Annotated in this window: 14 protein-coding genes; all 14 read right to left on the bottom strand. The window is 47.9% G+C overall.

Translation table 11 applies throughout. The annotated features are described in order from the left end of the window. Positions 1-533 precede the first annotated feature (533 nt). Positions 534-2,024, bottom strand: a complete 1,491-nt coding sequence (gene lysS, locus CQS04_RS13245) for a lysine--tRNA ligase (protein WP_100354589.1) — start codon at positions 2,022-2,024, stop codon at positions 534-536. 320 nt (positions 2,025-2,344) lie between these two features. After that, a complete protein-coding gene (gene dusB / locus CQS04_RS13240) occupies positions 2,345-3,364 on the bottom strand; it encodes a tRNA dihydrouridine synthase DusB (protein WP_281257858.1) in 1,020 nt (339 codons plus the stop codon). After that, a complete protein-coding gene (locus CQS04_RS13235) occupies positions 3,354-3,581 on the bottom strand; it encodes a helix-turn-helix domain-containing protein (protein WP_100354588.1) in 228 nt (75 codons plus the stop codon). The genes dusB and CQS04_RS13235 overlap by 11 nt, the downstream gene beginning before the upstream one ends. After that, positions 3,533-4,039, bottom strand: a complete 507-nt coding sequence (gene folK / locus CQS04_RS13230) for a 2-amino-4-hydroxy-6-hydroxymethyldihydropteridine diphosphokinase (protein WP_100354587.1) — start codon at positions 4,037-4,039, stop codon at positions 3,533-3,535. The genes CQS04_RS13235 and folK overlap by 49 nt, the downstream gene beginning before the upstream one ends. Then, positions 4,036-4,401, bottom strand: coding sequence for a dihydroneopterin aldolase (folB, locus tag CQS04_RS13225; RefSeq protein WP_100354586.1), 366 nt, complete (start codon positions 4,399-4,401; stop codon positions 4,036-4,038). Before folB ends, folK begins: the two co-directional genes overlap by 4 nt. After that, a complete protein-coding gene (gene folP, locus CQS04_RS13220; protein WP_100354585.1) occupies positions 4,401-5,243 on the bottom strand; it encodes a dihydropteroate synthase in 843 nt (280 codons plus the stop codon). The genes folB and folP overlap by 1 nt, the downstream gene beginning before the upstream one ends. Beyond that, on the bottom strand, positions 5,240-6,094 hold the full coding sequence (gene pabC / locus CQS04_RS13215; protein WP_100354584.1) for an aminodeoxychorismate lyase: 855 nt from the start codon (positions 6,092-6,094) through the stop codon (positions 5,240-5,242). The genes folP and pabC overlap by 4 nt, the downstream gene beginning before the upstream one ends. Further along, positions 6,094-6,684 carry an aminodeoxychorismate/anthranilate synthase component II gene (gene pabA, locus CQS04_RS13210; protein WP_100354583.1) on the bottom strand — a complete coding sequence of 197 codons (591 nt, stop codon included), beginning with the start codon at positions 6,682-6,684 and terminating at the stop codon, positions 6,094-6,096. The genes pabC and pabA overlap by 1 nt, the downstream gene beginning before the upstream one ends. After that, on the bottom strand, positions 6,681-8,093 hold the full coding sequence (locus CQS04_RS13205; RefSeq protein ID WP_100354591.1) for an anthranilate synthase component I family protein: 1,413 nt from the start codon (positions 8,091-8,093) through the stop codon (positions 6,681-6,683). The genes pabA and CQS04_RS13205 overlap by 4 nt, the downstream gene beginning before the upstream one ends. Before the next feature lie 108 nt (positions 8,094-8,201). Further along, positions 8,202-9,128 carry a cysteine synthase A gene (gene cysK / locus CQS04_RS13200; RefSeq protein ID WP_100354582.1) on the bottom strand — a complete coding sequence of 309 codons (927 nt, stop codon included), beginning with the start codon at positions 9,126-9,128 and terminating at the stop codon, positions 8,202-8,204. Positions 9,129-9,209: 81 nt separating this feature from the next. Further along, positions 9,210-10,127 (bottom strand): peptidyl-prolyl cis-trans isomerase, encoded by a 918-nt coding sequence (locus CQS04_RS13195; protein WP_100354581.1) that lies wholly within the window; start codon positions 10,125-10,127, stop codon positions 9,210-9,212. After that, positions 10,105-10,992, bottom strand: a complete 888-nt coding sequence (gene hslO / locus CQS04_RS13190) for an Hsp33 family molecular chaperone HslO (RefSeq protein ID WP_100354580.1) — start codon at positions 10,990-10,992, stop codon at positions 10,105-10,107. The genes CQS04_RS13195 and hslO overlap by 23 nt, the downstream gene beginning before the upstream one ends. Then, positions 10,985-11,770, bottom strand: coding sequence for a type III pantothenate kinase (locus CQS04_RS13185; RefSeq protein ID WP_100354579.1), 786 nt, complete (start codon positions 11,768-11,770; stop codon positions 10,985-10,987). Before CQS04_RS13185 ends, hslO begins: the two co-directional genes overlap by 8 nt. An 88-nt stretch (positions 11,771-11,858) precedes the next feature. Continuing rightward, entirely contained in the window at positions 11,859-13,838 is a 1,980-nt protein-coding gene (ftsH, locus tag CQS04_RS13180) for an ATP-dependent zinc metalloprotease FtsH (RefSeq protein ID WP_100354578.1), read from the bottom strand. Positions 13,839-13,861: the final 23 nt, after the last annotated feature.

Raw genomic sequence — 13,861 nt, 5'->3', positions numbered from 1 at the left:
AAACTCTCCATAAAAGAGAGCTTAAAATAAGCTCATTTTGTTGCTGGCATCATAATGATGTCCATTTTTGAACGTCCACCACATCCCGTTAAAGGATGCGATTTGGTTCGGTTTGCGTCACGCACACCCAACGGGGGTCGGGGTGGTGACGCTCTATCTTGACGTCTTGCATGTTCAGTTTTCAATGTTCATGTTGGTATGTCGCTCGTTTTGGCGACTTTAATATGATACCAAATTACGAATCTTGATGTCAACAACTTTTTTGAAAAAGTTTTCTCGATGCATTTCGTAATTTAGCAACTTGATTACTATAGCACGGCATTTGAATCGAGACAAGCACTTTCGCTCATCTTTTTTCAACAAAGTTTCCTAGGTTCAACATTTAGTCGAACAACGCTCTTAACGAACCATATCTTGTGGCTATGTTTCTTATTCAATAAGGAGAAAAACAATTCGCGCAACTCTTCCAGACAAAAAGTAAAAGACTTACGCTCCAACAATCTTCGGAGCGAAAGTCTTTCTATAGAAACAAATTAATCTCTGTGACGCATTAATGGGAATAGTAATACATCGCGAATTGACGGAGAGTTCGTCAACAACATGACAAGGCGGTCAATTCCGATACCAAGTCCTCCAGTTGGCGGCATTCCGTATTCAAGAGCTTCGATGAAATCATCATCCATCTCGTGCGCTTCGTCGTTTCCTGCTTCTTTCTCTACAAGCTGTGCTTCGAAACGCTCACGTTGATCAATTGGATCGTTCAACTCTGTGAAGGCGTTCGCATGCTCGCGACGCACGATGAATAATTCGAAACGGTCTGTGAATCGGCCGTCTTCTGGATTTTTCTTCGCGAGTGGAGACACTTCTACAGGGTGTCCGTAAATAAACGTTGGTTGAACGAGTAACTCTTCGACTTTTTGCTCGAAGAATTCATTCAGAACGTGTCCCACTTCCATAGAAGATTTTACTTCTACTCCGTGTTCCGCCGCAAGAGCGTGTGCTTGTTCTTTTGTCATCTCCTGCCAGAAGTCTACACCTGTCACTTCTTTGACAGCGTCTGCCATGTGCCAGCGTTTCCAGCCTGGAGCTAGGTTCACTTGGTCCTCCCCGTATTGAACTGTCGTTGAGCCAAGTACATCTTGTGCGATGTGAGCAATCAGGTTTTCCGTCAAGTTCATGATATCTTGGTAATCTGCGTACGCTTCATATAGTTCAATCATCGTGAACTCTGGGTTGTGACGTGTCGAGATTCCTTCGTTACGGAATACACGACCGATCTCGTAGACCTTCTCAAGTCCACCAACGATCAAGCGTTTCAAGTGAAGCTCGATAGCAATACGCATATAGAGTTCCATATCTAACGCATTATGGTGCGTTACAAATGGACGAGCGGCTGCTCCCCCTGCGATAGAGTGCATCATTGGAGTCTCTACTTCTAAGAAGCCTTCGTTGTCTAAATAGCGGCGCATCGATTGGATGATACGGCTGCGTGTGATGAATGTCTTTTTGCTGTCTTCGCTCGTCATCAGGTCTAAGTAGCGTTGACGGTAACGTTGTTCTACGTCTTTTAAACCGTGGAATTTCTCCGGCATCGGACGAAGGGATTTTGTAAGGAATGTGAATTCCGTCGCTTTAATAGAAAGTTCTCCTACATTTGTGCGGAAAACTGTTCCTTTTACACCGACGATGTCTCCAAGGTCAGCTGTGTTGAACGTAGCGTATGCATCGTCACCGATAGCATCTTTACGCACGTAGATCTGGATCTGACCTCCAAGGTCTTGGATGTGGGCAAAGCCTGCTTTCCCTTTTCCACGTTTCGTCATGATGCGTCCTGCTGCGATGACTTCGTGTGGTGTCTCGTCCAGTTGTTCTTTTGTATAGCCTTCAAACTCTTCTTTTATCTCACTGCTCAGGTGGCTGCGCTCAAAACGGGAACCGAATGGATCCATGCCTTGCTCTTGCATCGACGTCATCTTTTGACGTCTCACCTGTAATTGATCGTTTAATTCTTCCATGTTCGACATATTGTCACTCCTTCGCTCTGTTCTACGCCAGATTGCAATAGTTCTATTGTACACAAATTTCTTTTAAACTTCATCTGAATGAACTGAAGTCTGCGAATTCAGTTTATTGATAGACACTGCTAAATCAAAATTTAGAAAAGCAGCTCCTCAAAACCAATGAGAAGCTGCTTTCTAATTAGATAGATTCACGTGTAGGGGAGGCGTTCCACGGGCGCGGGCTGAGCCAAGGTCTCAGCTTTCGTTTTTTATCCCGCTGGAGTCACCCCTACACTTCATTACCTATTTTCCTGACCGCTATTTTGTTACAGTTCTATGATCAGTTATACCAAAACGATTTCGTCTTGCTTCGCCATGGCTTCTTCAGCGAAGAGGTTCAAATAGGCGCGTAGCTCGTTGGCATCTTCGATTTGGTTGATGACCGTACGGGCACGCCCATTCCCTCGGATATTTTTCAGGTACCATGAGGCATGCTTACGCATTTCTCGGACTGCTACGTGTTCTCCTTTAAGCTGCGCGAGGCGCTCAAAGTGCAACAAGCAGACGTCGATTTTTTCGCGGACGGATGGTTCGGGCTTCAACTCGCCTGACTCAAGATATTCTACAGTGCGGTAGATCATCCACGGGTCACCAAGAGCGGCACGCCCGATCATGACGCCGTCTACTCCGGTTTCATCGAGCATGCGTTTCGCATCTTGCGGCGTCTCGACGTCTCCATTCCCGATAACAGGGATAGAGACCGACTGCTTCACATCACGGATGATGTCCCAGTTGGCACGGCCTTCGTACATCTGCTCACGCGTCCGTCCATGGACAGCAACAGCTGCTCCACCAGCTCGTTCGATAGCTTGGGCATTCTCCACAGCTAAGATGTGGTCGCTATCCCACCCGATGCGCATCTTGACGGATACGGGTTTGTTGACGTTGTCGACAACGGCCGAAACCATTTCATATATCTTGTTTGGGTCAAGCAACCAGCGGGCTCCCGCTTCACACTTGATGATTTTATTGACTGGACAGCCCATATTGATATCAATGATGTCTGCCGATGTATTTTGGTCGACGTACTTTGCAGCTGCGACCAGGGTGTCTTTTTCGCCTCCGAAGATTTGAAGAGACAGGGGATTTTCTCGTTCGTCGATGTACAGCATACTTAGGGTCTTCTCGTTTTTCATGACAATCCCTTTGTCACTGATCATCTCCGCGTAGACGAGACCCGCACCGAATTCTTTCACCGTCAGTCGGAATGCCGAGTTGCAGATTCCCGCCATCGGTGCAAGCACGACGCGGTTGTCCATCTCGATGCCACCGATTGAAAACGGCTTGGTCGGTTTACGTGTCACGGTCTTCACCTTCCTTACTTCCTTTAAGTTCGTCCATGTCTATGTCGAGTATCTGAGAGATTTTCATCCATTGGTCTTCTGTAGGTGCTTTGACGCCCCGCTCCATCTTACCGAGCGTGGCCGGTGCTACTTCTAACGCCTTCGCCAAATCAATCTGGCTGACGCGCTTTAACTTTCTGTATGCACGAATGCGCCGTCCCCATCGAATGCTGTCCATAACCGAATGCCTTCTTTCTCGGGATCGAATGCAGCAGCAAGCTCCTGATGTGCAGGATCGGCTGAAATCGATGCCAGTGGGATAAGTACAAAAGCACGTTCTGTCATACGTGGATGCGGAATAGTTAAATCATCCGACTCTATATTTTCATCATTATACACTAAAATGTCAAGGTCGACCGTTCTTGGACCCCAGCGAATCACGCGCTTTCTCCCGAGCTCTTGCTCTACTGACTGACACACGGCGAGCAGTTCGTGCGGGGCAAGCGACGTCGTGAGTTTCACAGCGATATTTAAAAAAGCTGCTTGGTCTGTGTAGCCGACCGGGTCTGTCTCATAGACATCTGATACTTGTTCTACCTGGATGCTCGAATGCGCCGATACCTGTTTCACCGCGTCCTTTAGAAACTGCAGACGGTCTCCCATGTTCGAACCGATGGAAAGATACGCCGTATTCATAGAGTACCCCGTGTGATTTCGACTGCAACCGAGTGGTAATGCCCACGAATTGGAGGAGTCGGTTTGACTACTAATACTTTGCACCCTTTGACTTGCTGGGAGTAATTTTTCAGGATGGCATCTGCAATCTTTTCCGCAACAGATTCAATCAGTTGGTACGGCTCCCCTTCTGCAATCGCCTTGCACAGTTCGTATACTTCTGCGTAGTTGACCGTCGCGTCTAGCGCATCCGTCTCTCCCGCCCTCTTCAAATCCACAGCCATCTCTACCGTGATACGGAACAACTGTCCAAGGACCGTTTCTTCCGGCAAGACGCCGTGATAGCCATAAAACTGCATATCGTTCAAATAGATTTTATCCATTATACTTCCTCCACATAGTCTGTCTTTCCAACCAGTATATCCATCATCCGTGTAGTGCGTGTCATCTCTTTGACGTCATGCACTCGAACGAGATGAACGCCTTTGTCGATTCCATAACTGACTGTCGCCGCTGTACCTTCAAGTCGTTCTTCTACCGGAAGCTTCAATACGTTCCCGATCAAGCTCTTGCGGGATGTGGCGAGCAAGACCGGATAGCCCATCTCTACAAGCTGTGGTAAATGTTGCATCATCCAGATGTTGTGCGTCGTGTTCTTACCGAAGCCAATGCCTGGATCTAACCAAATTTGCTCATCTTCTACTCCGTGTCGCTTCGCAATAGCGAGAGACTCTTCAAGGTCTGCTTTCGCATCATGCCAAAACTCCTTATAATCTGCTGTCTCTCTATTGTGCATCAAGATAAGCGGCGCCTTATACTCCGCTGCCAACCGCGCAATAGCGGGGTCTTTACGCACACCCCAGATATCATTTAAAATATCGACTCCTGCATCGAGTGCTGCTTTCGCAACAGCAGATTTGTATGTATCGATCGATAAAAATACCGGGATGCCGGCTTCTCGGATAGCACGAATCACCGGGACAACGCGACCGATTTCTTCTTCATCAGAAATGCGTGTGTACCCAGGACGCGTAGACTCACCTCCGATATCGACGATCTTGGCTCCTTGTTCCACCATTTCACGAGTCCGCTCTACAGCTTGCTCGACATTGTTATATAACCCCCCGTCCGAGAACGAATCGGGTGTGACATTCAAAATTCCCATTACAACGGTCTCTTTCGAGAAATCTAGTGTGACACCATGTGCTGTCCATACTTTAGTCATGTTGACGTCTCTCCTCTGTCTTCTATCGCTTCTATATAAGCTTTATGAATACGTTGATACATCTCGCCATTATTTCCCGGGAAATGATTGGATTCGACAGCGCGAATCGGCACGATTTCCTGCACAGCGTTCACAATCCACACTTCGTCAGCTTCCTCGACCTGATGCTTCGGGAAATATCCGGAGTGAACGGGAATTGCGTGTTGTTCCGCGTAATCCAGTACCCACTGGCGTGTAATGCTGTTCAAAATTCCGGTTTCAAGTGACGGGGTATAGACCTCGCCGTCTTTCGTCCAAAAAATAGCGGATGTGATGCCTTCTGCAACAAATCCATCGGCTGTACACATAAAGCCTTCCATCTCTGCAAGTGATGGCAGTTCAAAGCGAGCCAGCACGTTATTTCCGTAATGGTGGGATTTGACTCGAGTCGGCCCTTCCGGCGTGTTGCGGGGAATCGTGATCCAGCGAGCTGTTTTTTCTGTGCCGCGAGGGGTCGTTGGTAACCCCTTACGTAACATCAATACCGTTGGATTCTCGTACTTGGAAGGCTGCAACCCGATGTCGTGGACACCTGCTGAGACATTGAAGCGGAAATAGCCGTCCTCTCCTCCGTTCAGTCGCGTTAACTCTTCAACGACGCCAAGTATCTCGTCACTTGTATACGGCATGTCAATACGAAAAGCAGAGAGCGTCTGCTCGAGACGCTCCCAGTGTTGCTGCCATAAAAACACGCGACCGTTATATGTCCGGAACGTCTCAAAGAAGCCGAGTCCGTACAAGTAGCCGTGATCGTATGGCGAAATCGTGATGTCTTGTTTGCTGACAAACTCACCGTTTTTCCAACATTCCATCAGACCGACACTTCCTTTGGCTCACAATACGTCTCAATGAAGTTTCGAATGAGTTTCTTTCCTTGTTCGGTCATGATCGATTCCGGGTGGTACTGGACACCTTCCACAGCAAGCTCTTTATGGCGAAGGCCCATGATTTCCCCTTCAGCCGTCCAAGATGTGACCTCTAAACACTCCGGTAACGATTCTTTTTCAACAAGCAACGAGTGGTAGCGTGTCGCTTGGAACGGATTCGGCATATCTGCATTGACTCCCTTGCCGTCGTGGCGGACGGGAGAAGTCTTACCATGCATCAAGCGTTCGGCACGAACGACGTTCCCGCCAAATGCTTGTCCAATAGACTGATGACCGAGGCAGACACCCAGAATCGGGATTTTCCCCGCGAAGTACTGAATCACATCCAGACTGACACCGGCCTCATTCGGTGTACAAGGACCAGGAGAGACTACAATCATGTCCGGGTTCAGCTGTTCGATCTCTGCTAGCGTGATCTCATCGTTTCGTACTACACGAATCTCACGGCCCATTTCGCCCATATACTGAACGAGGTTGTAGGTAAATGAATCGTAGTTATCAATCATCAAAATCATGACTGCTTCGTCCCTTCTGCCATAGCCTTTGCTTGCCACAAGGCTTTTGCTTTGTTCAAGGATTCGATATATTCTGCAGCTGGAATGGAGTCAATCACGATTCCAGCTCCTGCTTGGATGTGCGCCATGCCGTCTTTCACGAATGCTGTGCGGATCACGATGTTAAATTCCAGGTCACCCGTGTAACCGAACCACCCGATCGAACCTGTGTACAATCCGCGTCGGACCGGCTCGAGTTCTTCAATGATTTCCATTGTTCGAATCTTTGGCGCTCCCGTAATCGTGCCCCCTGGGAACATCGCCTGCACGATTTCTGCGTTCGTCACGTCTTGGCCAAGCTCTCCTTTGACGTTCGAGACGATATGCATGACGTGGGAGTAGCGTTCGATGACCATGAACTCGTCTACTTCTACCGTGCCGTAGCGAGAGACTTTCCCTAAATCGTTGCGTTCTAGATCAACGAGCATGACGTGTTCCGCTCGCTCTTTTTCGTTGTCGATCAGTTCTTGTGCAAGTGCCAAGTCTTCCGCTTCGTCTTTCCCACGTGGTCTAGTTCCTGCAATCGGACGGGTTGACAGCTCCAGCCCTTTCTTCTTCACAAGAAGCTCTGGTGAACCAGAGACAACAGCAAAGTCATCCGCTTGAATATAAGCCATATACGGAGACGGGTTGAAGGTACGAAGCGCCTCGTACATCACCATCGGCTCTACTCCAAGCTCTTTGGATTGGCGCACAGATAAGTTAACTTGAAACACGTCGCCTTGCGCGATGTATTCTTGGATGCGACGAACGGCCGATTCAAACTGCGGACCACTCATCGACACATGCAGCGTACTGTCATCCTGTACCACTTCACGAGCAGCACCGGCTTCAAACAAGCGAGACGCGATTCCTTCACGGACAGCTTGTTGCCATTCGTGCGACCAAGCTTCTAAATCTTTCTCTGCATTCGGCAGCTTCATCAAAATGACCTGCTCGTTAGCTATATCGTATACAGCCCAGTGGTCAAAGAGATAGAAGAAGTTCATCGGGATTCCTAAGTCGTCTTCTGCAGACTCCGGCAACACTTCGATCACGCGCGCATAATCGTACGTCACGAAGCCAATGGCTCCTCCTTGGAAATCCGGAAGTTCCGGGTTGTGAGCCACTTCGTAACGGCTGACCAATTGCTCGATGAGCGCCAAGGATTCTCCCGCTTGATGCTCGGTCTCGCCCGACTCCCAATCAATATGTAGACCGTCAGCTGTGGAGTGTACAGCAGCAAACGGATGAAGTGCTGCGACGCTCAGGTTGCCTCCGCGAGCGCTTTCAAGAAAAGCGTGACGCCCGGCTTGTTTAGCGAGTTGTTGGTAGCCATAATAAAATTCATCTTTTGATGCTTGGAATGTAACAGTATCGGTTGTTTGAATCACTGAGGTTACTCCTTTTTTCACCAGAATGTGCTTTAAGTGTACCTGTATTTCCTACGTTAGAAAAGAAAAAAGACCGCCCTTCTGGACGGCCTGTTTCACTAGATTTTATTGGTTCTCAAAATTGTATAAAGGTGTGCTCAAGTAACGCTCTCCGTTTGACGGGATGATCGCTAAGACCTTTTTTCCTTTACCCAGTTGCTTCGCTAATTGAAGCGCAGCATGAATGGCAGCTCCTGATGACACGCCCCCTAGAATTCCTTCCGCTTTAGCCACTTCTCGCGCCATAGCATAGGCATCTTCATTGGAGACTTGAATGACACTGTCATAGACCTCTGTGTTCAATACTTTCGGTACAAATCCGGCGCCGATTCCTTGAATTTTGTGGGGACCTGGAGAACCACCAGAAAGGACTGGTGAATCTTTTGGTTCCACAGCTGCGATGTGAATGCCTGGGAAGCTTTCTTTCAACACGCCTCCAGCACCTGTGATCGTACCTCCTGTACCGATTCCCGCTACAAAACCGTCCAGCTGATCAAACGCTTTAACGATTTCGGGACCTGTTGTCAGGCGGTGCACTTCAGGATTGGCTTCGTTGTTGAACTGTTGTGGCATGAAGTAGCCTTGTGTTTCAGCAAGTTCTTCTGCCTTCGCAATAGCGCCTTTCATTCCGTCCGCTCCTGGCGTCAGCACGAGCTCAGCTCCGTAAGCACGAAGCAAGTTGCGGCGCTCCATACTCATTGTGTCCGGCATGACAAGCACAGAGTTGTAGCCTTTTGCTGCTGCAACCATCGCAAGCCCGATCCCTGTATTTCCGCTCGTCGGTTCTACAAGAGTATCCCCAGGCTTCAAGTCTCCTGATTTCTCAGCTGCTTCAATCATCGCAAGAGCGATACGATCTTTAACACTACTCCCGGGATTGAAGTATTCCAGTTTCACATAGACTTCTGCATCGTTAGCATCTGTGACTCGATTCAATTTGACGATAGGTGTGTGGCCTACCAATTCTGTAATGGATTGTGCTGTTCTCGCCATACGCTCACTCCTAATTCCTAGTTTTTTAATAGGTTTTAAGTTAGCTTACCAATAAGTGAAATTGTCTGTCAAATAGTACCTTTAGTCTTCGTATAACCAGGTGGCATCAAATTCTTCCCAAAAGGCGCGCGGCGTCACGGATTGCGGCAACTGTTCTAGTGCTAATTCTCTTTGAATATGCGCTTTGACATCATCAAAACTGAAAGAGGTGCCTTCCGAAACGCTTTGGACTTGAATCACTGCGAATCGGCCATCCGTCAGTGGCAAGGCTTCACTTAGTTCCATCGGCTCCAGTTCAGAAGCGGCACGGACTATATTCGGGTCCAGCGACGTAGTATTGGCATTGATGAATCCAAGAGAGCCACCTAAAGATGCAGTACTAGCATCTATTGATCGCTCACGGGCAAGTCCCTCAAAGGAAGAACCGCTCTCGAGCTCTTGTTTGACGGACTCTGCCTCTTCTTGAGAAGAGACAAAGATGGCTTTGACATCATAGGACGTCGGGACTTCATACAACGATTTGTTTTGTTCGTAATAGTCTTTCAACGCCTGGTCCTCTACAACGACATCCTTCGCCAGGACCTTTTCTAAAATGATGCGAGCTCGAATCTTCTTTGTCATCTGCTCTTCATTCAGCCCAAGAAACGTTTGGTCCGTGCCTTCTGTAGCAGAGCGGTAGAGTGCTAGCTCCAGTTCGAGCTCTTCGTCCGATACGTCGATATCATGCTTCTTCGCTGCAGCTTCCATCACCTTTTCGTTGACGAGAGCTTCGAGAGATTCACGGCCTACCCGGGACTCCATCTCAGCTACCCAGTCTTCGTGACGGATTGCGTCGCCATCAACTTCCGCCACAGCTTCACCACTTCCCGCATTATTAGGAATGAGCCAGGCTATGAACCATAGAAGGTTTCCAAGCAGCAAGATTCCCATGACGAGAAGCGCAGGCTTTGTTTTTAATCGTTTGGTTTTACGTGTTTCAGTTCGGTCGTTTGGCCTCATCAATCATTGTCTCCAGTTCATCTACGTTATAGTGATACTGTTCCATACAAAAATGACATTGCGCCTCCGCTCCGCCATCTTCTTCAATCATATCACGAATTTCGTCAGGACCGAGGGAAATAATAGCGGCTCCAAAACGCTCTTTCGAACAGTTACAGCTGAAGGACACGTCTTGTTGATTCAAGATCTGCACGTTGTCTTCCCCTAAAATTTCTTTTAAAAGTTCTTCAGGTGTGAGACCGCGTTCAATCAATTTCGAAACAGGCTCCATGCGAGATAGATGGTTTTCGATTTCTGTGATCGTCTCATCTTCCGTACCTGGCATCAACTGAATGATAAAGCCTCCTGCTGCTAGAATCGAGTTGTCTGGGTTCACAAGAACACCAAGTCCAACTGATGACGGGACTTGCTCTGAAGTTGCGTAATAATAAGTGAAGTCTTCTGCAATTTCTCCTGAGACGATTGGCACCTGGCCACTGAAGAAATCACGCATACCAAGGTCTTTCACTACAGTAAGTGCGCCTTCTGTACCGACAACGCGGCGAACGTCCAGTTTCCCTTGCTCGTTCAAATCAAAGTGCACGTGTGGATTCGTAATATAACCGCGAGCTTCTCCGTGTGCGTTGGCATCGATGATGATAGGACCCGCAGGACCGTTCCCTTCGATTTTCACTGTCAGTTTGTCGTCACCTTTTAGCATAGCGCCCATCATGACAGCGGCTGTCATCGAACGGCCTAATGCCGCTGAAGGGATCGGCCATGTGTCATGACGTCGTTGTGCTTCTGCTACCATGTCTGTTGTACGAGCTGCAAATGCACGTACTTGTCCATCAAACGCTAATGCGCGTACTAAATAATCACTCATTGTTCATTCCTACTTTCTCATTTCGTTTATAAAGTAAATACAGTCCTTTTAAGGTTAAGAACGGATCGATTTGATCGATCACGTCGGTCTCTTGAGAGATCAGCGGGGCTAAGCCTCCGGTCGCAATGACCTTCGCTTGTGCGTTGCCTGATTTCTTCATCCGGTTGACGATGCCTTCCACTTGGCCGACATAGCCGTAAACAATCCCTGACTGCATAGCTGACACAGTATTTTTACCGACGACCTGTCCTGGCGTGGTCAGTTCAATCCGAGGAAGCTTGCTTGCCCGTGCGAACAAGGCCTCTGTTGAGATGCCAATTCCCGGGGCAATAGCACCGCCCATATAGTCACCACGTTCATTGATATAGCAATAGGTCGTGGCCGTGCCGAAATCGACGATAATCAAAGGCGCTCCGTAATAGTGTATGCCTGCAACAGCATTCACAATCCGGTCTGCTCCGACTTCACGCGGATTTTCATATTTGATATTGAGGCCCGTCTTTACTCCTGGACCTACAATCAGTGGCTTCTGTTTAAAGTATTTGGTGCACATGGCTTCGAGCGAGAACATGATCGGAGGCACTACAGACGACATAATGATGCCCGTGATGTCTGAAAAGTCGAGCCCTGCATGCTGGAACAGTGCTTTGACCTGCATCCCGTATTCGTCTTCTGTTTTGTTGCGATCTGTCTCCATGCGCCAGTGGTGCTGCAATGTGTCTTGGTCGTAAACGCCAAGTACGATATTGGTATTCCCAATGTCCATGACTAATATCATTCTGTGTCCCTCATTTCACCTTGAATCATACCACAGCCATCAAAGAGAAAGAAAAGCGTAAGCACCGGAGAGATGCTTACGCTTCGTTCTATTTACGATCTTCTTGAATTGGGTTTCCAGCACCTGTGTCAGATGGTGTTGATTCTGACGGCAGGTCTGCTGTAGATGGATCTGAAGGAGCACCTGTTACATCATTTGTCTCTTCTTCCACTACAGAAGGCTCTTCAAACTTGCGCTCTGGAAGTGTACCGTGTTCTTTCAAGTGAATGATCTGAGCCGCATCCAGTGTTTCCACTTCAAGCAATGTCTCTGCAATCAGGTTTAAAAGGTCACGTTTTTCAGTCAAGATATCTTTCGTGCGTGCGTACTGTTCTTTGATCATACGCTGCATCTCTTGGTCGATTTCATATGCAATCGCATCTGAGTAGTTCTGCTCCGAGTTGAAGTCACGTCCTAAGAAGACGTTGCCTCCTTGCGATTGACCGAACTGCATCGGCCCAAGCTTGTCACTCATACCATACTCCGTTACCATGCTACGAACAATGCTCGTTGCGCGTTGGAAGTCATTGTGAGCACCTGTAGACACTTCGCCAAAGACGATGTCTTCTGCTACACGACCACCAAGGAGACCAGATACTTTATCTAAAAGCTCCGGCTTTGTCATGAAGTAACGATCCTCTTTCGGAAGCATCACGGCATAACCGCCTGCCTGACCACGAGGAACGATGGTCACTTTATGCACAGTCTCTGCATTGTCCAGTGTAAGACCGATGACCACGTGTCCTGCTTCGTGGAACGCCACAATCTTACGTTCTTTTGCTGAGATGACTTTTGTTGATTTAGCTGGACCCGCAATAACGCGGTCTGTCGCTTCATCAATATCATGCATATCAATTTTCTTTTTGTTACGACGAGCGGCAACAAGTGCTGCTTCGTTCAATAAGTTCTCAAGATCCGCACCAGAGAAACCAGGGGTACGCTGCGCAATAGCTTTCAAGTCTACGCCTTCTGATAAAGGCTTGTTGCGAGCATGTACTTTAAGTACCGCTTCACGACCTTTTACATCTGGACGACCAACAGTAATTTGACGGTCAAAACGACCTGGACGTAATAATGCAGGGTCAAGAATATCTGGTCGGTTCGTTGCAGCTACGATGATAATTCCTTCGTTAGCGCCGAATCCATCCATTTCAACAAGTAATTGGTTCAAGGTTTGTTCACGTTCATCGTGTCCCCCACCAAGACCGGCACCACGTTGACGACCTACTGCATCGATCTCATCAATGAAGATGATACAAGGTGCATTTTTCTTTGCATTTTCGAACAGGTCACGTACACGAGATGCCCCGACCCCTACGAACATTTCCACGAAGTCCGAGCCGGAAATAGAGAAGAACGGTACGCCTGCTTCACCAGCAACAGCGCGAGCAAGTAATGTTTTACCCGTCCCTGGAGGACCTACTAGTAAGATACCTTTAGGAATACGTGCACCAAGTTCAGCAAATTTGCGTGGATCTTTCAAGAAGTCTACAACTTCTACAAGCTCCGCTTTCTCTTCATCAGCACCCGCTACATCTTCAAATTTCGCTTTTTTCTTGTCATCATATAGCTTCGCCTTGCTCTTTCCGAAGTTCATCACACGGTTTCCACCGCCCTGTGATTGACTTAATAGGAAGAAGAACAAGATGATAATGATTAAGAATGGAAGAAGTCCTGTTAAGAACTGAACCCATCCACTAGTTTGTGGCGCTTCTTCTGTATCCCATTTTACATTGTTGTCATCAGCCAACTGACCAAGTTCTTGCTCTGTAAATTGGCCATTGTAAGGAATACGAGCGTTAAATGTCTCGCCTTCTTTTGCATCTACCATCTCACCTGTAACGACATACACGTTATTGACAGGCTGGATGACGAACTCTTTTACTTCACCGTCTTCAACGGCTTGAATAAATTCATTAGTAGTTAATTCTTTCGTCGGCGTTCCGCTTTGATTAAACGTAGCAAAAATCCCAACGATCACGAAGAAAATCAATAAATATAGTATCGCGTAGCGCAGTGCTCGATTCATTCCTAGCCTCCTCACAGACTTAG

Origin of the sequence: Chryseomicrobium excrementi, assembly GCF_002798305.1 — a bacterium.
GTDB lineage: Bacteria > Bacillota > Bacilli > Bacillales_A > Planococcaceae > Chryseomicrobium > Chryseomicrobium excrementi.
Note: the sequence above shows the minus strand (reverse complement) of the source record. Positions and strands in the feature narration are given on the sequence as shown.